Source organism: Geomicrobium sp. JSM 1781026, assembly GCF_041949955.1.
In the GTDB taxonomy this organism is placed as follows: Bacteria; Bacillota; Bacilli; order Bacillales; family Marinococcaceae; genus Geomicrobium_A.
On the sequence record NZ_JBHFQF010000001.1, the window covers coordinates 562,753 to 587,416 of the forward strand.

General features: G+C 43.7%; 27 protein-coding genes. 23 read left to right on the plus strand and 4 right to left on the minus strand.

Features of this window, described 5'->3' with window-relative positions; genetic code table 11:
• The first annotated feature begins 14 nt into the window (after nucleotides 1-14).
• From ACE1TF_RS02785 to glnA, 3 genes are all read left to right on the plus strand, one after another.
• The gene (locus tag ACE1TF_RS02785; protein ID WP_375014018.1) at nucleotides 15-1,262 is read left to right on the plus strand and encodes a methionine gamma-lyase family protein; all 1,248 of its coding nucleotides are present in this window, start codon (nucleotides 15-17) and stop codon (nucleotides 1,260-1,262) included.
• Between the two features lie 120 nt (nucleotides 1,263-1,382).
• The gene (locus tag ACE1TF_RS02790; protein ID WP_152550060.1) at nucleotides 1,383-1,766 is read left to right on the plus strand and encodes a MerR family transcriptional regulator; all 384 of its coding nucleotides are present in this window, start codon (nucleotides 1,383-1,385) and stop codon (nucleotides 1,764-1,766) included.
• An 88-nt stretch (nucleotides 1,767-1,854) separates the two neighbouring features.
• Nucleotides 1,855-3,204, plus strand: a complete 1,350-nt coding sequence (gene glnA / locus ACE1TF_RS02795) for a type I glutamate--ammonia ligase (RefSeq protein WP_375014021.1) — start codon at nucleotides 1,855-1,857, stop codon at nucleotides 3,202-3,204.
• Between the two features lie 114 nt (nucleotides 3,205-3,318).
• Here glnA and ACE1TF_RS02800 read toward each other — a convergent pair whose 3' ends face one another.
• Together ACE1TF_RS02800 and lexA are read right to left on the minus strand one after the other, a co-directional pair.
• Nucleotides 3,319-3,984, minus strand: coding sequence for an SOS response-associated peptidase (locus ACE1TF_RS02800; RefSeq protein ID WP_375014023.1), 666 nt, complete (start codon nucleotides 3,982-3,984; stop codon nucleotides 3,319-3,321).
• 308 nt (nucleotides 3,985-4,292) lie between these two features.
• Nucleotides 4,293-4,940 (minus strand): transcriptional repressor LexA, encoded by a 648-nt coding sequence (gene lexA, locus ACE1TF_RS02805; protein ID WP_042396763.1) that lies wholly within the window; start codon nucleotides 4,938-4,940, stop codon nucleotides 4,293-4,295.
• 148 nt (nucleotides 4,941-5,088) lie between these two features.
• On the opposite strand from lexA, the gene ACE1TF_RS02810 reads away from it, so the two are divergent.
• From ACE1TF_RS02810 to ACE1TF_RS02835, 6 genes are all read left to right on the plus strand, one after another.
• Nucleotides 5,089-5,253 (plus strand): hypothetical protein, encoded by a 165-nt coding sequence (locus ACE1TF_RS02810; RefSeq protein ID WP_193744617.1) that lies wholly within the window; start codon nucleotides 5,089-5,091, stop codon nucleotides 5,251-5,253.
• Nucleotides 5,254-5,412: 159 nt separating this feature from the next.
• Entirely contained in the window at nucleotides 5,413-5,637 is a 225-nt protein-coding gene (locus ACE1TF_RS02815; protein ID WP_042396760.1) for a DUF896 domain-containing protein, read from the plus strand.
• Between the two features lie 150 nt (nucleotides 5,638-5,787).
• Nucleotides 5,788-7,776: a transketolase gene (tkt, locus tag ACE1TF_RS02820; RefSeq protein WP_375014026.1), complete on the plus strand. Its 1,989-nt coding sequence runs from the start codon at nucleotides 5,788-5,790 to the stop codon at nucleotides 7,774-7,776.
• A gap of 179 nt (nucleotides 7,777-7,955) precedes the next feature.
• Nucleotides 7,956-8,390: a sporulation inhibitor of replication protein SirA gene (gene sirA, locus ACE1TF_RS02825; RefSeq protein WP_042396757.1), complete on the plus strand. Its 435-nt coding sequence runs from the start codon at nucleotides 7,956-7,958 to the stop codon at nucleotides 8,388-8,390.
• Nucleotides 8,391-8,476: 86 nt separating this feature from the next.
• Entirely contained in the window at nucleotides 8,477-8,704 is a 228-nt protein-coding gene (locus tag ACE1TF_RS02830) for a YneF family protein (protein ID WP_081828955.1), read from the plus strand.
• 100 nt (nucleotides 8,705-8,804) lie between these two features.
• The gene (locus ACE1TF_RS02835; RefSeq protein ID WP_042396756.1) at nucleotides 8,805-9,320 is read left to right on the plus strand and encodes a CcdC family protein; all 516 of its coding nucleotides are present in this window, start codon (nucleotides 8,805-8,807) and stop codon (nucleotides 9,318-9,320) included.
• 37 nt (nucleotides 9,321-9,357) lie between these two features.
• Here ACE1TF_RS02835 and ACE1TF_RS02840 read toward each other — a convergent pair whose 3' ends face one another.
• Nucleotides 9,358-9,786 carry a DUF2621 family protein gene (locus ACE1TF_RS02840; RefSeq protein ID WP_042396753.1) on the minus strand — a complete coding sequence of 143 codons (429 nt, stop codon included), beginning with the start codon at nucleotides 9,784-9,786 and terminating at the stop codon, nucleotides 9,358-9,360.
• A 137-nt stretch (nucleotides 9,787-9,923) separates the two neighbouring features.
• Between ACE1TF_RS02840 and acnA the strand changes: the two genes are divergently transcribed.
• The 9 genes from acnA to ACE1TF_RS02885 all read left to right on the plus strand — a co-directional run bounded on the left by acnA (nucleotide 9,924) and on the right by ACE1TF_RS02885 (nucleotide 18,614).
• Nucleotides 9,924-12,647 (plus strand): aconitate hydratase AcnA, encoded by a 2,724-nt coding sequence (gene acnA, locus ACE1TF_RS02845; RefSeq protein ID WP_375014030.1) that lies wholly within the window; start codon nucleotides 9,924-9,926, stop codon nucleotides 12,645-12,647.
• Between the two features lie 148 nt (nucleotides 12,648-12,795).
• A complete protein-coding gene (locus ACE1TF_RS02850) occupies nucleotides 12,796-12,915 on the plus strand; it encodes an FbpB family small basic protein (RefSeq protein ID WP_081828954.1) in 120 nt (39 codons plus the stop codon).
• Nucleotides 12,916-13,097: 182 nt separating this feature from the next.
• Nucleotides 13,098-13,532: an acyl-CoA thioesterase gene (locus tag ACE1TF_RS02855; RefSeq protein WP_375014032.1), complete on the plus strand. Its 435-nt coding sequence runs from the start codon at nucleotides 13,098-13,100 to the stop codon at nucleotides 13,530-13,532.
• On the plus strand, nucleotides 13,532-14,671 hold the full coding sequence (nadE, locus tag ACE1TF_RS02860; protein WP_375014034.1) for an ammonia-dependent NAD(+) synthetase: 1,140 nt from the start codon (nucleotides 13,532-13,534) through the stop codon (nucleotides 14,669-14,671). Before ACE1TF_RS02855 ends, nadE begins: the two co-directional genes overlap by 1 nt.
• Before the next feature lie 32 nt (nucleotides 14,672-14,703).
• A complete protein-coding gene (locus tag ACE1TF_RS02865) occupies nucleotides 14,704-15,183 on the plus strand; it encodes a DUF4352 domain-containing protein (protein WP_042396746.1) in 480 nt (159 codons plus the stop codon).
• 25 nt (nucleotides 15,184-15,208) lie between these two features.
• Nucleotides 15,209-16,117, plus strand: a complete 909-nt coding sequence (gene metA, locus ACE1TF_RS02870) for a homoserine O-acetyltransferase MetA (protein WP_375014036.1) — start codon at nucleotides 15,209-15,211, stop codon at nucleotides 16,115-16,117.
• Nucleotides 16,104-16,946 carry an alpha/beta fold hydrolase gene (locus tag ACE1TF_RS02875; protein ID WP_375014038.1) on the plus strand — a complete coding sequence of 281 codons (843 nt, stop codon included), beginning with the start codon at nucleotides 16,104-16,106 and terminating at the stop codon, nucleotides 16,944-16,946. The genes metA and ACE1TF_RS02875 overlap by 14 nt, the downstream gene beginning before the upstream one ends.
• Nucleotide 16,947: 1 nt before the next feature.
• Entirely contained in the window at nucleotides 16,948-18,141 is a 1,194-nt protein-coding gene (locus tag ACE1TF_RS02880; RefSeq protein WP_042396740.1) for an EAL-associated domain-containing protein, read from the plus strand.
• A gap of 140 nt (nucleotides 18,142-18,281) precedes the next feature.
• On the plus strand, nucleotides 18,282-18,614 hold the full coding sequence (locus ACE1TF_RS02885) for a cyclic-phosphate processing receiver domain-containing protein (protein WP_238544466.1): 333 nt from the start codon (nucleotides 18,282-18,284) through the stop codon (nucleotides 18,612-18,614).
• A 44-nt stretch (nucleotides 18,615-18,658) separates the two neighbouring features.
• Here the strand turns inward: ACE1TF_RS02885 and ACE1TF_RS02890 are convergent, their stop codons facing one another.
• A complete protein-coding gene (locus tag ACE1TF_RS02890; protein WP_375014040.1) occupies nucleotides 18,659-18,994 on the minus strand; it encodes a YppG family protein in 336 nt (111 codons plus the stop codon).
• Nucleotides 18,995-19,105: 111 nt separating this feature from the next.
• Here ACE1TF_RS02890 and ACE1TF_RS02895 point away from each other — a divergent pair, with 111 nt between their 5' ends.
• The 5 genes from ACE1TF_RS02895 to ACE1TF_RS02915 all read left to right on the plus strand — a co-directional run bounded on the left by ACE1TF_RS02895 (nucleotide 19,106) and on the right by ACE1TF_RS02915 (nucleotide 24,515).
• The gene (locus ACE1TF_RS02895) at nucleotides 19,106-20,053 is read left to right on the plus strand and encodes a dipeptidase (protein WP_375014042.1); all 948 of its coding nucleotides are present in this window, start codon (nucleotides 19,106-19,108) and stop codon (nucleotides 20,051-20,053) included.
• A 102-nt stretch (nucleotides 20,054-20,155) separates the two neighbouring features.
• Entirely contained in the window at nucleotides 20,156-20,965 is an 810-nt protein-coding gene (locus tag ACE1TF_RS02900; RefSeq protein WP_375014045.1) for a SurA N-terminal domain-containing protein, read from the plus strand.
• Nucleotides 20,966-21,427: 462 nt separating this feature from the next.
• Nucleotides 21,428-22,624 (plus strand): quaternary amine ABC transporter ATP-binding protein, encoded by a 1,197-nt coding sequence (locus ACE1TF_RS02905; RefSeq protein WP_375014047.1) that lies wholly within the window; start codon nucleotides 21,428-21,430, stop codon nucleotides 22,622-22,624.
• Nucleotides 22,617-23,462 carry an ABC transporter permease gene (locus ACE1TF_RS02910; RefSeq protein ID WP_042396726.1) on the plus strand — a complete coding sequence of 282 codons (846 nt, stop codon included), beginning with the start codon at nucleotides 22,617-22,619 and terminating at the stop codon, nucleotides 23,460-23,462. Before ACE1TF_RS02905 ends, ACE1TF_RS02910 begins: the two co-directional genes overlap by 8 nt.
• An 81-nt stretch (nucleotides 23,463-23,543) precedes the next feature.
• Nucleotides 23,544-24,515, plus strand: coding sequence for a glycine betaine ABC transporter substrate-binding protein (locus tag ACE1TF_RS02915; RefSeq protein ID WP_042396723.1), 972 nt, complete (start codon nucleotides 23,544-23,546; stop codon nucleotides 24,513-24,515).
• Nucleotides 24,516-24,664: the final 149 nt, after the last annotated feature.

Below are 24,664 nucleotides of genomic sequence, written 5' to 3' on the forward strand. Positions count from 1 at the left end.
GGAGACAAAAGAGAATGACAGACCAAATTCAGACGTGGGAGCGAGAAATCAATATTGACCTCTCTGACATCTATACACAAATCGACCAAACGAGTGAACGAAATGTAGCGAAAGTGTTGGATGCCTTTCAAGAGGCGGGAATTTCAAAGCACCATCTCGTAGGTTCGGACGGTTATGGGTATGACGACGAGGGGAGAGAAAAGCTTGAGCAAGTGTACGCCCAGATCTTTGGGATGGAAAGGGCGCTTGTACGTCCGCATTTCGTGTCGGGAACACATGCCATTAGCGCAGCTTTGTTCGGGAACATGAGGCCAGGGGAACAATTAGTGTATGCTAGCGGCGATCCCTATGAAACGATGCAATCGGTTTTAGGTTTAACAGGCGACGAGGTTGGGAATTTCAAAGAGTATAATATGGACACGCACGTCGTTCCCCTCAAAGAAGGACGCATTGATCTTTCCTGTGTAACAGCTGCAATTTCTGAAAAAACGAGCTGGGTAGTCATTCAACGTTCCTCGGGTTACGATTCCCGCCCATCCATTACTTTGGACGAGCTTGGTGCGTACATTTTGCACATTAAAACCCATCACCCGCACGTGAACGTCTTCGTGGACAATTGCTACGGGGAGTTTGTAGAAACTGAAGAACCAGGGGATGTTGGAGCGGATTTGATTGCAGGTTCCCTCATTAAGAACCCAGGTGGGGGCATTGCCAAAACCGGTGGTTACATCGCCGGAAAAGCTCGATTCGTCGAACGGGCAGCCTCTCGTTTAAGTGCGCCTGGAATTGGAATTGAAGCTGGGGCAACCGGTCCGTTTTTACATGACGCCTTTTTAGGTGTATTCATGGCGTCAACTGTCGTCGCCGACGCCGTAAAAGGAGCACATTTTACAGCCGCTATGTTGGAGAAGGCGGGCTTTCATACCACTCCTAGCTCAATGACAAAGCGAACGGACTTAATCCAAGCGGTTCATTTTGGTGAAGAGCGCGCAATGGTGAGCTTCTGCCAGAGCATTCAGCAGAATTCACCGGTAGATGCCCGCGCATTACCGGTCCCAGGTCCGCTTCCGGGTTATGATGGCAACGTCATTATGGCAGCTGGGACATTCGTGCAAGGGGCAAGTATTGAACTTAGTGCGGATGGACCTGTGGCAGAGCCTTACACCGCGTATGTTCAAGGGGGCCTTTCTTTCGCTCACGTAAAGATTGCGGTGAAACGGGCACTTGCAACGATGTTGCACCACTCATGTCAAAAAAGTTAACATAAATTGATTAAAAAAGTTGACATGAAATTTTGTATCTCTTAAACTAAGTAATATATTCATAGATACAACGTAATATTTTCACGGATCACACGTGCTGATCTTGAAAGGAGCAAACAATTGGAGCAAAGTGAACGACTGCACATGCCTTTGTTCTCGATCCGTATCGTGAAGGAATTAACAGGCCTTACGCCAAGACAAATTCGCTATTATGAAACACACGGGTTTGTAAGACCGGCAAGGACGGATGGCAACCAGCGGCTTTTCTCTTTTGCGGATGTCGATGTTCTCCTTGATATCAAGCAGCTCACCGATCGCGGCGTGAACATGGCAGGCATTAAGGAAATGATGAAAGAACAAGAAGCAGAGCGCGAGAAAGAAGTGCGTGAGCGTGAAGAACTAAAAAAGCTTCGTGAACGGTTGAAGCGAGAAGCAGTGAATCATCCAAACGAAACGAAAGCAAGCATGATTCAAGGGCAACTGTCTCACTTTTTTAGATCATAATTCGGTATTACCTTCTCCACATACACTTTGTGGGGAAGTCACATACATTGCTTTTTGAATTATTAAACGAAAAGGGGAATGACGAAACATGGCAAAGTATACGCGAGAAGATATTGCGCGACTGGCAAAAGAAGAAAACGTAAAGTTTATTCGACTGCAATTTACTGACCTTCAAGGGACGATTAAAAACGTTGAAATCCCGGTTGATCAGCTTGAGAAAGCGTTAGATAACGAAATGATGTTTGACGGGTCTTCAATTGAAGGATTTGTTCGTATTGAAGAGTCAGATATGTACTTATATCCGGACCTTGATACTTGGGTCATTTTCCCTTGGACGCCGGAAAAAGGCAAAGTTGCTCGTCTCATTTGTGACATCTATGAGCCAGGTGCACCAGGCGAAGAACCAAAACCGTTTGAAGGCGACCCGCGTGGCATTCTAAAGCGTGTACTCAAACAGGCAGAAGAGCTCGGGTTTACCGACTTTAACATTGGACCTGAACCAGAATTTTTCCTCTTCAAAAACGATGAAAAAGGCGAGCCGACGATGGAGTTGAATGACAAAGGTGGATACTTTGACCTTGCTCCGACAGACTTAGGTGAAAACTGCCGTCGTGACATCGTACTTGAACTCATGGATATGGACTTCGAAATCGAAGCATCTCACCATGAAGTAGCACCAGGACAACATGAAATTGATTTTAAATATGCCGATGCAATCACTACTTGTGACAACATCCAAACGTTCAAACTAGCCGTAAAAACGATTGCTAGAAAGCATGGCTTGCACGCGACATTTATGCCAAAACCACTATTTGGTGTAAACGGCTCGGGGATGCACTGTAACATGTCTTTATTCAAAGGAAAGACGAATGCTTTTTACGATGAGAGCACGCCTTCCCAATTGAGTGAAACAGCGATGCAATTCTTAGCTGGGATTCTCGATCACGCCAAAGCGTTCACAGCAATTACAAACCCAATCGTGAACTCTTACAAGCGTCTTGTTCCAGGCTATGAAGCGCCGGTATACATCGCTTGGTCACTACGTAACCGTAGTCCACTTGTGCGAATTCCTTCTTCTAGAAAAGCGAGCACAAGAATTGAAGTGAGAAGCCCAGACCCATCTGCCAACCCATACTTGGCAATGGCCGCACTGCTTGCTGCAGGTCTTGACGGTGTCAAAAGAAAGCTTCAAGCACCAGAAGAAACAGACCGCAACATCTATGTAATGGATGAGCAAGAACTTAAAGACGAAGGAATCGAAGCCCTTCCTGGTAGCTTAAAAGGAGCGCTTGAAGAACTAAAAGCCGACAAAATTCTCGTCGACGCACTTGGCGAGCATGCAATGGAACACTTCGTTGAAGCTAAAGAAATCGAATGGGATATGTTTAGAACCCAAGTTCACCCTTGGGAAAGAGAGCAGTATTTCCAAGCATACTAAAATGGAAAAAGCCTTATCCTTCAGGGGATAGGGCTTTTTTATATGTCTCGTGGAATGTGGTACAGGTTGGCTTGCCCACTAGTTTACTTGAAGAATTAAACGTAATGACTTGACTTATAGCGAGTTCACTAGCTCAGCATCGTTAGATCTTGGGTCGTTCACTCGTGGGGATACTTCGTAAGCAATCATGTCTCCGGCAGGATAGGGTTCTAACATTGGGGTTACCGATTGGGGGTCGGTGTTTGTTGGATCTAGCCAACGATCGAAATCAGCAGGGGAGAGAATGACCGGCATGCGCTCATGGATGTCAGCGACCAATTCGTTTGCTTCTGTCGTAATAATAGCGCAGCTCGTCATCTGTTCTGTGTCGTTTGACCACGTATCCCAAATGCCTGCGAAAGCGAGTGGGTCACCGTTTTTTAATTGGATGTGAAACGGTTGCTTCTTTTTGTTTTTCGTTTGCCATTCGTAAAAGCCAGAGGCAGGAATGATGCATCGCCTCCTTTGAAAGGATTGACGGAAGCTAGGTTTTTCTGTGACGGTCTCTGCTCGGGCATTAATAAGTGGACGGCTAGATTTCTGTTCTTTCGCCCAAGAGGGGATGAGTCCCCATCTGACCGTTTTTAACTGTTCGTACGTACCGCCATGATAAACGCAAAAAATTGATTGAGTCGGTGCGATATTATAGCTTGTTGGTAGTGGGGTATTCTGTCTGTACTTGATGTTAAATAGCTTTTCTAGGGTTTCTAATTGCTCAAAGAATGTAAATCGCCCGCACATGAACGATATCTCCCTTCATCTATTTAGATACCGTTATCGTGCCCAAACCGGCAAATGTGCAAACGCTCGGTTACGTGAGAAATTTTCTTGCATACACTAGATGTAAAAGACACTAAAGGGGTCCGCGTATGCTTGAGTTTGGATTAATTGTGTCACTTATGATCGCTACACCAGGAATTGGAATGCTTAGTGTGATCGGGGTCGCTCTCTATGTGAAAGAACGGAAAAGTAAACAATAAAAACATTATGTAAACTTAAAGCGAAAAAGAAAAAACCTGTGTGTCTACACAGATTATTTCAACAGTTCTTTAATGAATATTTCGCAGTACGCCGGTCACTTTCCCTAGCACAGATACATTATCTAAATAGATCGGTTCCATCGTTTCATTTTCTGGTTGCAAACGAATTTGATTACCTTCCTTGTAAAAGCGCTTTACCGTCGCTTCTTGCTCTTCAGTCATTGCAACGATGATATCGCCATTATTCGCTGTCTGTTGTTGCCGAACAATGACTTGATCCCCGTCCAAAATCCCGGCATCTATCATACTTTCACCGACAATGGTTAGCATGAAAACCGACTCATTCCCAACAAAAGATTCAGGGAGAGGGACGTATTCTTCAATGTTCTCAACAGCCGTAATCGGTTGACCTGCGGTAACTTTACCGATAACGGGTACGTAAGCGGTTGCCGCTGGTGCATTGCTGTTCTCGGTGTATGAAGAGGCGTCTGTCGTTGCACCATCTAATCCTAACACTTCGATTGCGCGAGGTTTTGTAGGGTCACGCCGAATAAAGCCTTTCTTCTCTAATCGTGCTAAATGACCGTGCACAGTAGAGCTTGAAGCGAGACCGACAGCTTCACCGATTTCTCGTACGGACGGCGGGTAACCTTTGCTGCGTACATTATCTTTAATATAAGTAAGAATGCGTTCTTGGCGTGCGGATAACTTTGTCATCGTTTCACCTCATTATCTCTTTCCAATCTTAGGAAAAGCATAGCATACAAAACATGTGTTTGCAAACACTCGTTCTGTTTTTCTTGTTGACAAGAACATTTGTTCCGGTTATGATCGTTATACGAACGTACGTTTTGGAGGGGATCAGATGGTCAAGTTATCAAAAGCACTTATAAAGAGGAAAACGGTAGAAGAGTGGCTCATTATTCTTCTGTTTGGTTTTGCGGTCGCTGTCATGTTGTTTGTAGCCCAAACGTCATTAGCGGCGAGTGAACCCGTCGTTTTAAATCCAGCATTTCTTTCATATAAGTAAAACTAATAACTTTGGCCATCGTTTTACGTGAGGTCTGAAAACAATGACGAACCGGTTAAATTCTTTAAATTATAAATGTTAGGTTTATTTCTTTTGCTGTTCGGGAATATACATACTAACGTGTGAGAACGATGATAAATAACGAAAGGAGGATCCGTGATGAACTCTAGTAAGAAAATCGACCGTATGAACGAACTTGCCAAGCGGGCAAGGACGATGGGGTTAACTCATGACGAAGAGTTCGAACAGCATTCGCTTAGAGATGAGTACTTGAGTAGTCTAAGAACATCTTTTAAGAAGCAATTACAAGCCGTTAAAGTGGTTGATGAGAATGGAAGCGATGTGACTCCTCATTCATTAAAGAAACGAAGGCGTTCCTATTAACAGAATGAATAGCTTAACCCATCAACCTGGACGGTGCATCCAGGTTTTTTCAATGTCATGAACAAACCGCTCTAAAGGTTGTTTTGATGAATAAAACCGTATATCATGGACAAGAGTAGGTTTAATAGGAATGATGGAGAGGATGAACGAGTGTTGAATACAGTAGAAGAAAAAGCAATTAATACGATTCGTACGTTATCCATTGATAGCATTAATCGAGCCAATTCCGGTCACCCGGGGCTTCCGATGGGTGCAGCACCGATGGCGTTTGCATTGTGGACAAGACATTTAAAGCACGAACCAGATAACCCAAACTGGTGGGATCGTGACCGTTTCGTACTTTCGGCCGGACACGGATCGATGCTTTTATATAGCCTGCTTCATCTTAGTGGATATGACTTGAGCATGGATGAACTGAAGAACTTCCGCCAATGGGGAAGTAAAACGCCAGGTCACCCTGAATACGGACATACACCAGGTGTGGATGCAACAACAGGACCTCTCGGTCAAGGCCTTGCAATGGCTGTAGGTATGGCAATGGCTGAATCCCACCTGAGCGCAGTATACAATACATCCAAATATGAGCTGTTTGACCATTACACGTACGCTCTTTGTGGTGACGGAGATGTGATGGAAGGGGTCGCTTCAGAATCCGCATCCCTTGCGGGTCATCTCGGACTTGGGAAGCTTGTTGTTTTGTATGATTCAAATGACATCTCTTTAGATGGAGATTTGAATCGCTCGTTTTCTGAGGATGTAATGGCACGTTACGATGCATACGGCTGGCACACGATTCTTGTAGAAGATGGAAGTGATGTTGATGCCATTGACCGGGCAATTGCAGATGCAAAAGCGGATCCGCGTCCAAGCTTGATTGAAATTAAGACAGTCATCGGTTTTGGGTCCCCGAACAGAGCAGGTACGAATGAAGCTCACGGGAAAGCTCTCGGAGCAGACGAGACTGTACTCGTGAAAGAAAGCTATAAATGGGAGCACGATGAGTTCCATGTGCCTGAGGAAGTGGCTTCATTCTTTGCTTCTTTAAAAGAAAACAATAAAAAGCAGTTTAGCGATTGGGAAAATACATTGGCCGCATACGAACAAGATGAACCAAAAAAAGCAGAAGAACTTCGCGGTGCGTTTGCCAGAGAATGGTTTAATAAAGAAGCGCTTCTAGATCTTCCTGCTTATGAAGTAGGAAAAGATAAGTTGGCTACACGAAAAGCTTCTGGTGAAATGATTAGTGCAATTTCTAAACAAACGGATGCGTTGTTTGGTGGTTCAGCTGATCTTGCTTCTTCTAACAATACGATGATGAACGATCATGACGATTTTACGAAAGAAAATCGTACAGGGAGAAATGTATGGTTTGGAGTTCGTGAATTTGCAACAGCTGCAGCAGTAAACGGTATCGCTCTTCACGGTGGATTACATCCATACGGAGCGACGTTCCTCGTGTTCTCTGACTATATGCGCCCGGCCATTCGTTTGTCGGCATTGATGAACGTACCTTCGACGTTTGTCTTTACCCATGACAGCGTTGCTGTCGGGGAAGACGGTCCAACTCATGAACCTGTCGAGCAAACCTCATCGCTGCGAATGATTCCAAACTTGAATGTTCTTCGCCCAGCAGATGGCAATGAAACTGCAGCAGCATGGCGAATCGCCCTTGAGTCTAAAGGGACACCAACCGCCCTTGTGTTGACCCGACAAGGATTGCCAACACTTATTTCTGCAGATGACGCATACGAGCAAGTGAAGAAAGGGGCATACGTACTCGCTGAAGCGGATGGAGCGGTAGCTACTCTTCTTGCGACGGGCTCTGAAGTGTCACTTGCGATGGACGCACAGAAACAATTGAAAGAACAAGGGACGCACGTACGCGTCGTAAGTATGCCAAGTCAAGAGTTGTTTGAACAAACCGATCGTACGTATCAAGAAGGCGTACTGCCTGCGAACATTCCAGTCCTTTCAATTGAAGCAGGTACGACTTATGGATGGCAACGTTACACAGGGCGTTCCGGAGCGAACATCGGGATTGATACGTTCGGAGCATCTGCACCTGGAGATGTCGTGATGGACGAGTACGGCTTTAATGTAGAAAACGTAATTACCCACGTAAATCGTTTGATTAAGTAAATGTGAATTGACTAAAATAAACCGCCCTTTCAGCTAGGGCGGTTTATTTTTATCGGAAATGTCGAGGGAGGCGAAAGTGTGCAGTGAATGAATCATTTTGTCGAATGTGCTGTGCAAATATTGACAAGATTCTCTTTAGTATCTTGGTATGATAAGGACAAGCTAAAGGAGGTCGAAACATGCATCGCTATGATATTTATTTGTTGCAACCTGACGTCGCGAAACGATTTATACGCGCTGAAGCGAAATTGTTTCAGCTGTTCGAAGAATATGAAACGGTAAAACCTCTGTATCACATCGTAAAAAAACAAATAGCATACATTTGCCGGCCGTTACCTGTTCATGATATTTGTGAACAATTTTCCCTTGACCGTATTGCGACAACACCAAAAGAACGAGAGCTACTATTCATGGAAGGTGAAGACGGGGTTAAAGTGGCAATGAACGATGAGCGCATGCAAATATGGAGTGATGGAAACATGGGTGATGAGTGGCCGTGGTTTGATCAATTGCAAACGTATGACCCTTATTTTTTCGCATGTGACATTCATCGGCAAAAGTATGGCTGGTTAAAACCGATAAAATTTAAATCGCTTTTGCTTGAGAATGTGTAATGGTCTTTTCATGCAGGTTCAGTTACGGTATAATGGGACGTGCTGTAATAAGGAACTGCGAGTGTAAAGATTAGGAGGAAACGATCGTGAGCACTATCTGGGTTGTACTAATTGCAATTGCTGCGATGTTAGCAGGTGTTGCACTAGGATTTTTCATCGCTAGAAAAACGATGATGAATTATATGAAAAAGAATCCACCAATTAATGAACAAATGCTTCGTGTCATGATGATGCAAATGGGGCAAAACCCTTCTCAAAAGAAGATTAATCAGATGATGAAGGCGATGCAAAAGCAGCAAGACACCAAAAAGTGAACACCTCGACACCGAGGTGTTTTATCTGTATGAATGAGAATTGTAGAATCGTGTACCCTATACATAACGTTCAATCTAGACAGCAGGAGGAGAACGCTTTATGAGCGAGTCAACTTTATTGCTCCTTACGACGATTGGCGCGGTATTTATGAGCTCTTTCATCATCTTCGTAAGACTGAAAGCGATCAAAAAGCCAGCTAGCGTTAAAAAGATTATCATTCCGCCAATTATGATGAGCACTGGTTTTTTAATGTTCATCTACGAACCTGCACGCTTAGAAACATTGCAAATTATGGCGCCGTTACTTACCGGGATCGTTTGTTCGTATTTTTTGATTCGGACGTCACATTTCCATCTAAAAGATGGAGATATTTATATGAAACGATCCAAATTGTTTATTTACTTACTCGTAGGTTTACTCATTGCGAGAGTGATCGTAAAGATGATTTTAGGAGAACAAGTGCACCTTCCTCAATTAGCGGGCATGTTTTTCTTGCTTGCATTTGGAATGATTTTACCATGGAGGATTGCGATGCTCGTATCGTTTAAGAAATTTGAAAGACGGACGTTATCCAACTCCGCGTTCCAATTTCCGATGAAAAGTGAACGAACATAACGAAACAACCTCTCACGAACGAGCGTGAGAGGTTGTTTTATGATAATAAGTGTTCGTATTTTTCGTAACTCATATTTTTCTCGTCCAGTTTTCTGCGAAGGAATTTATGGTCCCTTTTTGGTGTCGCAAGAATATAACCGCGAATCAAAAGATCCTCAGTAATATGATCTGCTTTTTGCTCGATCGCAAGTTCGCCAATTTTACCAGCGATCTTGTCTCTTGCCACATCACGAAATAGCTCTGGAACAGGAGATATGAGCTCTTCTAGCAAGTCACTTTGCTGTTTTGTCCACAAGTGTCTCGTTCGCTCAAGGTAATGGTCTTGCCAGTCTAAGATGGAGCGTCCATCTTCTTTTGGCAACCGTTTGAGAAACTTACGGAACATAAAGAAACCACCGATAAACATAAAAACAACCATAAAGACGGTCCAAAATACGATAAACCACATGAATAGATTTTCAGCCACTCGGTTCACCTCGGTATTATAATCAATTCTTATATTAGCATATAAGAAATTCGATGAACAAGGTTTGTGATTTTAAGAGATTATACTTCGACAAATTGGTTACGGTATTATATGATAGGAGTAAAGGGAGGGATTTGATGAGTGAAACAAATGATCTCTATCAAGCCAAAAAAACATTCGACGTTAACGGCGAATCTTATGTTTATTATGACTTACAGTCGTTAAGCAATGTCGCGGATGTTACTAAACTACCATATTCAATTAAAGTATTATTGGAATCTTTATTAAGACAGCAAGATGGTAAAGTCATCAAAAAGGAACATGTGGAAAGTCTCGCAAAATGGGGCACAAAAGGTGGCGGAACTGAAGACGTTCCTTTTAAACCATCGCGTGTCATCCTTCAAGACTTTACAGGTGTACCAGCGGTTGTTGACCTTGCCTCACTTCGTAAAGCGATTGCTGATTTTGGGGGAGACCCTTCTTCGATCGATCCAGCAATTCCAGCCGACCTCGTTGTTGACCACTCGGTTCAAGTCGACCAGTTTGGTACAAGTGACGCACTTATGCGCAACATGAACTTAGAGTTTGAGCGTAACGAAGAGCGCTACAAATTGCTCAGCTGGGCAACAAAAGCATTTGAAAACTACAGTGCGGTACCTCCAGCAACGGGTATTGTTCACCAAGTGAACCTCGAATATCTTGCGAATGTTGTTCACGTTGGAAAGAACGATGAAGGTGAGAAGATTGCTTTCCCTGATACGCTAGTCGGTACCGATTCTCATACAACGATGATTAACGGAATTGGTGTACTTGGTTGGGGTGTTGGTGGTATTGAAGCCGAAGCAGGTATGCTCCAGCAACCTTCTTATTTCCCAGCGCCTGAAGTTGTCGGTGTACGCTTGGAAGGAAAGCTTCCAGACGGTGCAACAGCAACAGACTTGGCACTCAAAGTGACTCAACTTCTACGATCCAAAAATGTTGTCGGCAAGTTCGTCGAATTCTTCGGACCGGGCCTTAGCGGTATGAGCCTTGCTGATCGTGCGACGATTTCAAACATGGCTCCTGAATACGGTGCAACGTGTGGTTTCTTCCCTGTTGACGAGGAAGCGCTTAACTACATGCGTTTGACTGGACGTAGTGAAGAACAAATCGCAATTGTAAAGGCATATAGCGAAGCGAACGGTCTTTACTTTACTGAAGATGCACCAGAGCCAACGTACTCTGAAGTCGTTAAATTGGACATGAGCAACGTCGATCCAGCACTTTCAGGTCCAAAACGTCCTCAAGATCTCATTGAGCTTGACGACATGCAAAAATCATTCAAAAAAGCGGTAACGGCTCCAGCAGGGAACCACGGATTTGGTCTTGAAGAATCTGAGCTCGAGCGCTCTGTAGATGTCGAGCATCCGAACGGCAAAACATCAAAGCTTGATACAGGTGCTGTTACGATTGCTGCCATCACAAGCTGTACGAACACGTCGAACCCATCGGTTATGATTGGTGCAGGTTTGGTTGCCAAGAAAGCCGTTGAAAAAGGACTTGATGTGCCAGAGTATGTAAAAACTTCACTCGCACCAGGTTCAAAAGTGGTTACGCGTTACCTTGAAGACTCTGGGCTTATGCCTTACTTGAATAAACTTGGGTTTAACCTTGTTGGTTACGGTTGTACAACGTGTATCGGTAACAGTGGTCCACTTCCTGACGAGATTGAAAAAGCAATCGCCGACAATGATATGCTCGTTTCTTCTGTACTCAGTGGTAACCGTAACTTTGAAGGTCGTATTCACCCACTCGTGCGTGCAAACTACTTGGCATCACCGCCACTTGTCGTTGCTTATGCACTTGCGGGCAATGTGAACTTCGACTTGCGTAATGATTCATTTGGTAAAGATGCAAACGGAACAGACGTTTACTTTAAAGACTTGTGGCCATCTTCTGCGGAGATCGAGTCATTTATCCGCGACAACGTGTCACCACAACTGTTTAAAGATGAGTATGCGGATGTTTTCGATAACAATGAGCGTTGGAATGCGCTTCAGTCTAAGGACAACGCAGAACTTTATAACTGGGATGAGGAGTCTACGTACATCCAAAACCCACCGTTCTTTGAAGATATGTCGAAAGATCCAAAAAGCATTACATCTTTAAATAGCTTGAGAGCCATCGGGAAGTTTGGTGATTCTGTTACGACAGACCACATTTCTCCTGCAGGTTCAATTGCGAAAAATAGCCCGGCGGGTGAGTACCTCATGTCCAAAGGTCTTAAGCCTGCGCAGTTTAACTCGTACGGCTCTAGACGCGGGAATCATGAAGTTATGATGCGCGGTACGTTCGCAAACATCCGAATCAAAAACCAATTGGCACCAGGTACTGAAGGTGGCTTCACAACCTATTGGCCAACAGATGAAGTCATGCCGATCTATGATGCAGCGATGAAGTATAAAGAAGAAGATACAGGACTCGTTGTAATGGCTGGAGAAGATTACGGAATGGGAAGTTCACGTGACTGGGCAGCAAAAGGAACGAATCTTCTTGGCATCAAGATGGTTATTGCCCAGAGCTTTGAGCGTATTCACCGAAGTAACCTTGCATTGATGGGTGTACTCCCACTACAATTCAAAAAAGGTGAAGGTGCAGATTCTCTTGGTCTTACAGGGAAAGAAACGTTTGATATTAACATTACCGACGCCGTTACACCAAGAGACACGATTCAAGTAACAGCGACGGATGAGAATGGCAAGAAGACATCATTCGACGCGACGGTACGCTTTGATTCTGAAGTAGAGATTGATTACTATCGTCACGGCGGAATCTTGCCGATGGTTCTTCGTAACAAACTGAAAGAAGCGGCAAACAAATAAGCCGTCATTTACGATCCCTCTGTGTAATAAGCAGAGGGATCTTTATTGTGCATTAAAAAATTTCACGTACCGTATTAGTGCATCAATTTGCACATGATGAATAATTTCGACAACGTCTTCCCATAATGTACAGTAGAGGTGATCAACGATGAAACGAATGAAAAAAGTAAGGTTTGCAGAATTGTTGCGCACGAATCGCGAACAAATTATGAATGATCGCGAAGCACTTGCAAAAATTGATGAAAAGATGGATGCAAAGCGGAAATAAGATTTGCAAGAAACGGACATCCCCAATCATAGGGATGTCCGTTTTTTACGAGCGAGATGTCGCGTTCAGAGAAAACCGAGCAATTTCTATTGTTTGCAAGCTTTTCAATCGTAGTGCTTGATTGCTTGAGGGTTATTTACTATGCTTAAGTGAAGAGAACGTTCAATAAGGGAGTTATTCATATGACAACGAGCAACACGACCATTCAAACACGTTATGCAGAAACGGATCAAATGGGTGTGATTCATCATTCTCAATATCTTATTTGGTGTGAAATCGGTCGCACAGACTTCATTGAAAAACTTGGCTTTTCTTACACACAAATGGAACAGGACGGTTTGCTTGCGCCTGTAACAGAAGTAAATCTCCAATATAAACAAGCACTACGGTATCCTGAGACGGCTCATATTGCGACTTGGCTTTCCGATTATACGGGCATTCGGGCAACCTATGCGTACACAATTACGAATGACAAAGGACAAGTGTGTGTTGAAGGAACGACGACACACGTCGTTGTGACAGCCGACCGATTCCGACCGGTATCCATGAAGAAAGTTGCACCGGAGTGGCATCGTGTATATGAAAACGAAGTTCAATCGAAGCGGGACAAGTTGTAATGGCGTTTGGCGTATCAAAACGAGAGATGGAGCAATGGAAAGCGCGGGCGAGAGCTGGTGAAATTAGCATTCTCACGCATTTTTGGTTAGATGATCGTTTTCCAGATTGTGATACTGTAACAAAAGTCGCCTGTGCAGATCTAGAAAAATTGCTACAATGGGGGAAACGCTACGGTCTTCGTAAAGAATGGATTCATGAGCGAGGGTCATTGTCACACTTCGATTTGTTTGGAACGCACCAACAAAAGGTTTTGATTCAAGAAGGGAAACTCGACCAATACGAACGATTTATAAAACCCTTGGGAGGAATGAAGATGAATCGAGAAGAGATTATCGAAGCTTTGGAAGTGAACCCATCTATTGAACCGGAACATGCATTTAAGAAGAGAAAAGAATTTATGAAGGCATACATAAAGAATACCGGGACAAATGGGTTTGTTCTTGGGATTTCTGGTGGTCAAGATTCGACGCTTCTAGGGAAAATGGCGCAATCAGCTGTCGCAGAACTACGTAACGAAGAGAATGATGACCGGTATCAATTTTTGGCCCTCCGTTTACCATACGGTGAGCAAAAGGATGAGGATGACGCGAAACGTGCGCTTGAATTTATTGAACCTGATCACGTTCTCACTGTGAATATTAAACCAGCGGTAGATGCTGCTGTGAAAGCCTACGAAGATGCTGCAGGGGAAAAGTTGTCTGATTTTGTTAAAGGCAATACGAAGGCGAGAGAGCGAATGAAAGTTCATTACGATTTCGCTGCATCAAAAGGGTTGCTTGTGATCGGCACAGACCATGCGGCAGAAGCAGTAACTGGCTTTTTTACGAAGTTTGGAGACGGTGCTTGTGACCTTACGCCACTGTTTGGGCTCACGAAGCGACAAGGAAAAGAGATACTGAAATATTTAGATGCGCCCGAAGAAACGTATTTGAAAGTACCTACGGCTGATTTGGAAGATGATCGTCCAGGGTTGTCAGATGAAGAGGCACTCGGACTTACGTATGAGCAAATTGACGATTTTCTTGAAGGGAAACCACTCGATAAAGAGGTTGAAGACAAGATCATTACCGGATACAACAAGACGGAACATAAACGAGTCGGACCGGTGACGCCTCAAGACGATTGGTGGAAACGTTAAGTCGGATGTGACGATTGATAGGAGAGGCTTTAATGGGATGGAAGTATTGGACACTAATGGGTCTCGTATTGGTTCTTGGGTTTATGGCTGGGATGGCATTTGAAGGCAGAGGTCAGTCAGACAACTTAACGAGTGCGAGTGACGATCTTTTAACGGATAGTGAATCCGCACGTATCGGAAATTTGGACATTTCGGTCGTAGATGCATACGCAGAATCGAATGAAGAGACGTCCTACGTAATCGTAGATGTGATGGTCGTCAATCAAACAGAGTCGAGTGCGCAGTTTGCGCCGCTTAATACGAGCATTGTCGATGAAGAGGGGTATGAATATCGACATGATTCTTCGTTTGGTGACCAACGGTTGATGGGGGGGCAAATTCGACCGGGTGGACAACGAAGAGGGACGCTTTCGTACGAAGTTCCAAACATTGATTCACAATTTGAGTGGATTTACTCTCACCATGCAACGGGAGAGTATGGAGCGTGGGACGTAAATACCGCAGCAGAGTAGAGATTATGATAAGAGAGGTTCAATCATGCCAATAAAGATTCCAAATCAATTGCCCGCATCAGAAATCTTGCAGCAAGAGAATATATTTGTCATGAAAGACGAGCGCGCTTATGCACAAGATATTCGACCGCTGCACATCGTCATCCTAAATCTAATGCCTGTCAAAGAAACGACAGAAACGCAATTATTACGTTTGCTCGGAAATACACCTTTGCAAGTAGAGATTACGTTTTTGCACCCTGCATCACATCAATCCAAAAATACGTCAACAGAACATCTGTCGTCGTTCTATAAATCATTTGCTGACGTTAAAGATTATAATTTTGATGGGATGATTATTACCGGAGCACCGATCGAGAAACTTCCTTTTGAAAAGGTAACTTATTGGGACGAACTGCGGGAAATGCTAGATTGGAGTAAGACACATGTGACGAGTACGCTTCACATTTGTTGGGGTGCACAAGCGGCGATGTACCATCACTATGGTATTGATAAACAGGCGCTTCCGACAAAGCAGTTTGGTGTGTTCAAACATACGATTAAAGAGAAAAATAACCCGCTTTTGCGCGGGTTTGATGATTCATTTTATGTTCCTCACTCTCGTTACACGACGACCGATAAAGAAGACATCGAGTCTCATGCGGAGTTAAAGATATTAGCTGAGTCCGAGCGAGCGGGTGTGTATCTCATAACGAATCACAATGGCAGTCAAGTGTTTGTGACCGGACACGGAGAATACGATGCAGATACGTTGAAAGAAGAATATTTACGAGACCGACAACGAGGAATGGATACACAAATTCCTGATGATTATTTCCCAGAAGATAATACACAAAGCTTGCCCCCGCTTTTATGGCGAGCGCATTCTCATTTATTATTTTCAAACTGGCTAAACTATTACGTGTATCAAGAGACGCCTTATGAACGAAGGTAACCGTTACGTGCTAAGTGAAGAGGATGTGAATGCCAAGTTTTATCCGTGCGAAGCGGGGGATTCAGAGAAGTTATTTGTACTTATTCACGGATTTATGAGCTGGTCTTTTAGCTTTCAATCATTAATTCCAAGTCTCGTAAACCATGCCCATGTGCTAACGCTTGACCTTCCAGGATTTGGAAGGAGTAAAAAAGATGTGAAGTATGAGTTCTCTTATGAACAGTTCACAAAAACCGTTCAAGATATGATAGACCGACGAGAGGAACACTTTACCGACATTGTGCCTGTCGGCCATTCGATGGGTGGTCAAATTGCACTACGCCTCGCAAGGTCAAACCGATGTGTCCACCGTGTTGTACTGCTTGCGAGTTCTGGAGATATGCAAAAAAGCTCCAAGCGTCTTCGATGGGCAAGTCGACTTCCTTTCTTCGACGTTTGGCTTGCAAGATATGTAAGAGATCGTGATGTGAGTCACGTGTTAAAGCAGGTCATTCATGACAATAAGAAAGTGACGACAGAGCAAATAGACGCGTACAGTTTGCCGCTCCAAGAGAATTTGATGTACCGTGCGCTTAGTAAGTTCATTCGCCAGCGAGAAGGGGATTTAAGTCGGGAAGAATTGCATAAAATTACTAAACCTGTGCTGCTTTTATGGGGAGAAAATGATCGCATTGTACCTGTAGGCGTCGGCAGGTATTTAGAAAAAGAACTGCACCGTGCAAAATTGAAAGTGTTTCCGAAAGTTGGTCATCTACTTCCAGAAGAAATCCCTTTAGAAGTTGGGGAGGAGATCATTCGCTTTTCGGCTGGCAAGGAGAGGAGTGAATAGGATGGATGCGCTGGAAGTTATGGACAATTTGACGAATATCTATCCGAAGTTTCAGCCGATGTATCATGCAGGTAATCATGAAATCGCCGGATTTGAAGTGACGTCACACTTTCTCGATTCAGAAGGAGTTGAACATCATTTGTCGGCGTTCATTTACGACAATCAAGTGCCTGAAGAGTATCGGCGTCAAGTTGACATGCAGACGAGAACGGCCGCGTTTCAGATCATGCAAGACGAAAACGTATTTTTATATATAAGCATCAACGCATCGCTATACACAGGAAGCGAAGCAGACAACCTTCTAGAAGAATTTAAGAACACGGGAGTGCCGGCCATTTTAGGTGTCGTTTGTACGGACGACTTCAGCGGATGGGAAGAGATTAAGCACTTTACGTACTATTTACAAAGAAGCGGATTAAAAGTAGCGATGAAAAGTTTAGCATACCAACAGCTTACGTTAAGGGATTTATCACACATTAAACCAGACGTCGTTGAAATGGATATGCAGTCGTTTCAAACCGACCTTGTGGATCTTCATCGTGAGCTGTTTCACTCTTACTCTGTCGCTGCAGGAAAGATTGGTGCTTCTTTATTATTTCGTGGCATCGGGAACTTTCAACAGCTAAAAGATGCGTGGCAGTCAGGTGCAAGATACATCCAAGGAGACTTTTTGTCAACGACGAAAAGAGATGTTGTCCACGATGTGGGCAGCAAGGCGCGGTTGCAAAAAGAGTTTCAAAGGTTTTTAACGTATGAGCAAGAAAGAATTCGCTCCTTGCTCACGTTTACGAGTGACCTTGGAAAAAGAATGGAGAAGATCGTTTCGAGTCAAAGCATTGAGGCTCTTGATGCGTTTGCATATGAAATTGGTAAACGTATGGACGATGTTTGTTTTCGCGTGTATATCGTCAATGACCAAGGTGAACAACAGACGGCTAACATGGTTCGTACATCAGCAGGTGTATGGGAATATGATGAAACGAACCGTTGGCAAAATTGGAGCTGGCGACCGTACTTTTTAGAAAACATTGTGCGAATGAATGTGTCTGGAAAAGGTGTACTTTCAGACTTATATAAAGACTTGACGACAACCGATCACATTCGTACATTTTCTTACCCAATGAATGAACAATTGTATGTATTTATGGATATTGGTTTTTCGTTTTTGTATGAGCATCCTTATTTAAGTGTATAGATACACAAGTAAGGATTTCGATGTATATGATTCAGAAAATACGAACAATACAGTTTGCTTTAACAAAGCACGTATGCTATTCTTAAGTTGAGGAGATATCGCTGAATGCCAAACGTCACAAAATGAGGATGTGTAGTGACTTGTCAAAAGTATTTATGGATGATGTTCGCGATTCCCCAACAGACCACCGTCTCGTGAGGACAGCAGAAGAATGCATTTACATTCTGTCCAATGAATCGACACTTTCCCACCTGTCTCTGGATCACGATATGGGGAGTGATCAATCCAATGGCTATGCAGTCGTTGAGTACATGATTGAGCATCGTATCTATGCAGATCGCATAACCGTTCATTCTGCCAATGCTCCGAGAGGGAAGAAGATGTATGAAGCACTAATGGATGCCCGGCATATGGGGACCTTTCCACTACATGTGAAGATTTATCATCGGCCGTTGCCGCTTTATAATCATTAATACATCCCGTATGCATGGCTACTGCATACGGGTCTATTTTTTGTTTAAGAGCGAACGGTTGTAAATAAGCTTGTAATTTGTTTAATCATCGGTGATACTTGCTGGTACGTTTTCATAGCGGTATCAACGGTCGCCATCGTTTTTTGTACATCGATTTGTCCATTTTGGTCAGTGAATCCGTTCATAATGTTTTTGACATATGCACCTTTAGGCTTTTGAACTTGTGGCGAATAAACCATTGCATTTGCTTGTTGCGTGAAGTTTGCGACAGGTGGTTGATTCGGAACTGAAGGTGGATAAGGTCTTGGAGGATACATATACGGGTGGTGATTTTTCGGTCCGGGACCAGGCGGCGGTGAGAATTGTGTTCTTCTATACATGAAAATCCCCTTTTCCATCGTGTTTGCTATTTTTTATGCGAGTGAAGCCCGTTTTGTGAATGACCAAGTTGAGTAGAATTCATAAATCAATTATTAGAAAAGAGTGAGGATATGTTTATTGCAGATGGCCATTGTGATGCCCTGCTTCGGATGTGGGAATCACCAAATAATACGTTTGAACAAACGACTGTTGTTAGTGAGCAAACTCTTGCTCAAGGTGGAGTGAACATGCAAGTGTTTGCAGTGTTCCCACCTGTATACGAAACGCGCGGGGACCAATTTGATATTATACTTCGACAAATTGATCTGTTTCACCAATCCGTCGTAACAAACGGGCAGATTGCTTGGAACCCGTGTACACTGATTGAAGCGACAGAAAATAAAACACGAGCGATACTCGCTTTAGAAGGGGCTGATTTTGTTTCAGATGATTGGATGAGGTGGCGTTTGTTAAAACGTTTAGGGGTAGAAAGTGTCGGACTCACTTGGAACGAATCTAATCACCTAGCATCGGGTTGTATGGAGACAAGAGGGTCAGGGCTAACGAACCGTGGTCGGAACGTCGTCGATTTTCTAGCGAAAGAAGGCATGATTTTAGACGGAGCTCATTTAAACGAAGCTAGTTACTTTGAAACGGTGGAGCGGAGTGGCTCATTTTTTGTAAGTCACGCAAACAGTCGCAATATTCATGAACATCCAAGGAATCTAACTTCCGAACAATTGCAAGCGATAAAACAGAAAAACAGCCTCGTTGGTATGACCTTCTTTCCGAAGTTCATTAATGGCACAAAGAAAGCTACGTACAAAGATCTTTTCGAACACATTGATGATATTGCTGGCAGAATTGGGATTGAACACGTCGGATTTGGGTCAGACTTTGATGGCATCACGACTGCCGTTTCTGGGCTTGAAGATTCGGGCCAATTTCCACAATTGATCGAAGAGATGCTCAAGCACTATTCTGACACAGACGTAAAACGCGTGGTAGGTGAGAACTACCGGCGCTTTTATAATGATCATGTCCAAAAGGAAGAAGGAAACTTTCTGTCAACAAACTGACACATCTATCGAAGAAATACAAAATCTCCACACAGATTGTCTTTTTGATAATCAGCTATGTTACAATGCCATCAACCGCAATGAAGAAAGGGGTTCTTGGCATTGAATAAACGAATAGTCACCGTAGGCGCTGCTGCTCTTTTAACGTTTGGTCTCGCAGCATGTGGCGATGATAGTGAAGGTGAACAATCACAAGAAGAACAAGAACAAGGTGAACAAGAACAAGCGTCACCAGAACAGGGTCATCCTGAAATGGATTTTAGTGAACTACCGGATACCATTGCTGAAGTGAATGGCACCGATATTAGTAGAGATCTATTTGAAGAACAATATACGATGATTGCAATGATGAGTGGTATGGGTGAGAGTGAAGACGGTCTTGACCCAGAAATTACCGAGATGATTGTTGATGGGCTTGTTGGTCAAGAACTGCTCGAACAAGAAGCTAGAGAGCAAGGTTATGAACCATCAGAAGAAGAGATTGACGAATACATCATTGAACAAGAGCAGCTCGATGTAGAAGGCATGGACGTTGAAGAGTATTACGACATGGTGGAAGAGCAGCAAGGTGTAAGTGCCGATGAATTTCGTGAAATGCTCGCTCCACAAGTGGCTGTTGAACTTTACGTAAATTCACAAACAGATTTCGAAGTGACTGATGAAGAAGTGGAAGAAGCGTATGAAGAAGAAGTACGCATGATTGAAGAAATGAATGCGCAATTTGAAGAATCAGATGAAGATGTATCAGAAGAAGAAGAAATGATGGGCATGGGACCTCAGGAAGTACCAGAATTCAGTGAAGTTGAAGAGGACCTCCGCATGATGCTCGAGCAAGACAAGCAAACGGAATATGTATTTGAAACACTTGTTCCAGAACTACAAGAACAAGGTGACGTTACGGTTCATATTTAAAGACCGAAAAGTTAAAGTGTCATATAAGCCATAGGCAAACAGATTTCCTTTCGGAAGACGTTGTCTATGGCTTTTTTGTATTGCTGATTGTTTTTTAGTTGAATCGATTCAGGCACAAAGCCTTACGTTTCGATATTTTTTTACAAAATATGAGGTTTACGTCTTAAAAGTTGTGGGAATATAGTAGTTGTTAAAGCTTGCGCACGTTTTTGACAATTGGCAATCGCGATAATGCATCAAAACATGAGCATTCAAGCGAATACATTCGAAAACCATGTAGTAAAGCCCTTGGAATTGTAAGGATCTTAGATTATGGGCAATATATACGATAGAATGAGTTTGTACACGATCCAAAAACGGCGTATAGTTTTGAAAGTATGGTGCAAAAAGCATAGACCATTGATCAATGGATGATAAATGTGCGTGAATGCTTAAACATGATCAAATAGAGGGGTGGATGCATTGTCGAAAATTAAAGTAGAGAATTTGACGAAAGTATTCGGTAAGAAACCGGCGCGGGCGATTCCGTTATTAAATGAATCAAAGTCCAAATCAGAGATCCTCGAAAAAACAGGATTAACTGTCGGTGTGAACAAAGCTTCATTTGCAGTTGAAGACGGAGAAATTTTTGTCATTATGGGGTTATCGGGAAGTGGAAAATCGACACTCGTACGATTACTTAACCGACTGATTGAACCGACAGAAGGCTCTGTATACTTAAACGACAAAGATCTGGCGAAAGTGGACCAGAAAACATTACGTGACATAAGACGTAAAGATATGAGTATGGTTTTTCAGAAGTTTGGTTTATTTCCGTTTCGCACCATTGTTAGCAATGTTGAATACGGATTGGAAGTTCAAGGGGTTAGTAAAGACGATCGTTACAAGAAAGCGATGGAATCGTTAAAGCTCGTAGGCTTGGAAGGCTACGAAGATAAGTATCCAGATGAGCTTTCCGGAGGGATGCAACAGCGTGTTGGACTGGCGCGGGCATTTGCGAATGATTCCGACGTATTGTTAATGGATGAAGCCTTCTCAGCGTTAGACCCGTTAATTCGTAAAGACATGCAAGACGAATTGCTCGATCTTCAAGAAACGATGAAGAAGACGATTATCTTTATTACGCATGACTTAGACGAAGCGCTTCGCATTGGCGACCGGATTACAATTATGAAAGATGGCGCTATTGTACAAATCGGCACGCCTGAGGAGATTCTAACGAATCCTGCCGATGAATACGTAGAGAAATTTGTCGAGGACGTTGATCGATCAAAGGTGTATACTGCATCCAACGTCATGATGCGCCCAGAAACGGTACAACCAGAGCGGGAAGGTCCTCGTGTTGCGTTGAAGCGGATGCGTGAGACTGGTATTTCAAGCATTTTCGCAGTGAAACGAAACCGTGAACTCATCGGGATTGTTGATGCGGCAGACGTTCGCAAGCTTGTGGACGAAGGTAAAGACGATTTGACAGAGGCCATTCAAACGAACGCACTAAAAGTGATCGAGATGGACATGCCTGTCAATGATGTTATTGATTTAACGTCAGAAACTAAATATCCAATTGCGGTTGTGGATGATGGAAAGCTTCGAGGCATTATTATTAGAAGTTCAATTCTTGCAGCGCTTTCTGGAAAAGAGGTGAATCTGGATGAGTGATGCGATACCTAGAATTCCTCTCGATGAATGGACGCGTGATGTTGTTGATTGGATGACGAATGCGGATTTCATCTTTGAAAGTATCGAAACGGTCATTTACTATATCCTATTAGGGCTGACCACAGCCATGGAAGCGATCCCGGCACTATTATTTGTAGCAATTATCGCTGCTGTAACGTACTTTTTTGCCGGAAGGAAAATTGGCCTTACCGCCTTTGTCTTCTTCGGTCTCATGTTAATTATTAACTTAGGATTCTGGGAAGACATGATTACGATGCTGTCACTCATTTTGGCAGCGACGATTCTTTCTGTTGTGATTGGTGTTCCTGTCGGAATTTGGATGGCAAAGAATGACACCGTCGAAGCGATTGTCAAGCCGATCCTTGACTTTATGCAGACGATGCCAGCATTTGTATACTTAATTCCTGCAGTTGCTTTCTTTGGAATTGGTATGGAGCCAGGAGTTATTGCGTCAGTGATCTTCGGGATGCCACCGACCATTCGCCTTACGAACCTCGGAATTCGCGAAGTGTCTTCTGAAGCGATTGAAGCGGCAGATGCGTTCGGGTCTACAGGTGCACAGAAACTATTTAAAGTTCAGTTGCCGATGGCAAGAACGACAATTATGGCGGGTGTGAACCAAACGATTATGCTTTCCCTTTCCATGGTCGTTATCGCATCGATGATCGGTGCTGACGGTTTGGGTGATATCGTGTACCGGGCTGTAGGTCGAAATGATGTCGGTAGTGGTTTTGAAGCCGGACTTGCCATTGTCGTTGTCGCGATAATCTTAGACCGACTTACCGCAGGTTTTGGTTTACGAAAACGAAGATCCTAGCACGAATTCTTCCCTGCCGCTGGCAGCGCGCAGGGGGGTCAATACTATACAAAACAAATTACTTAAGGAGTGAAGTTTTTTATGAAAAAGAACTGGCAGAGAATCGGTCTTGCATCTGCTTTGTCTTTCACACTTGTAGCTGCAGGTTGCGGCACAGATGATGGCGATGACAACGGTGTAGATTCAACAGACGATAATGGCACGGGTGAGGAAGCAGACGACGAGGACGACACCGATGATAACGGTGAAACAGCGAACTATGGTGAAGAGGTTAACTATACGATCGTCGGCATTGACCCAGGTGCTGGTGTAGTAGCTGCTGCAGAGCAAGCGATTGAAGATTACGACTTAGAAGGATGGAGTGTGCAAACGAGTTCATCCGCAGCGATGACACAAGAGTTGGCAAACGCATATGAGAATGAAGAGCCGATTCTTGTGACAGGTTGGACGCCTCACTGGAAGTTTGAAGCGATGGACCTGAAGATTCTTGATGACCCAGAGTTGTCTTTCGGTGAAGCAGAAAGCATCCACACGATCGTACGTGAAGGTCTAGAGGAAGATCAGCCAGAAGGCTTTGCGGTTCTTGATAACTTTGCGTGGACAGCGGCTGATATGGATGAAGTGATGCTTGAAATTAGCGAAGGCGTTGCTGAAGAAGAAGCGGCACAAAACTGGATCGACGCGAACGAAGACGTTGTTTCTGAGTGGACAGCGGATGCTGGCGAAGTTGACGGCGAGTCAATTGACCTTGCATACGTTCCTTGGGAAACTGAGATTGCTTCAACAAACGTTGTTGCTCTTGTACTAGAGAGCATTGGTTATGAAGTAAACATGAGCTCAATGGAAGCAAACATTATGTTCACAGCTATTGCCAATGGCGATGCTGACGGTATGGTTGCGGCTTGGTTACCGTACACGCATGAAGAATATTATGCACAAATGGAAGATCAATTCGTAGACCTTGGGCCAAACGTAGACGGTGAAGCCGCTCTAGGACTTACCGTCCCTTCATATATGAACATTGATTCTATTGAAGACTTACGTGAAGATTAATCGATAGAATTTGTCGAGACGTAACACCGCAAGCTTTCGCTTGCGGTGTTTTTTGCGTAACTTTTGACAAATTCATCGGTTAGTTACTAAAAGTTGGGTGTTATTGGCGATTGCGATTGGTGAATGGCTACCCGCAATCAAGTGTTTTC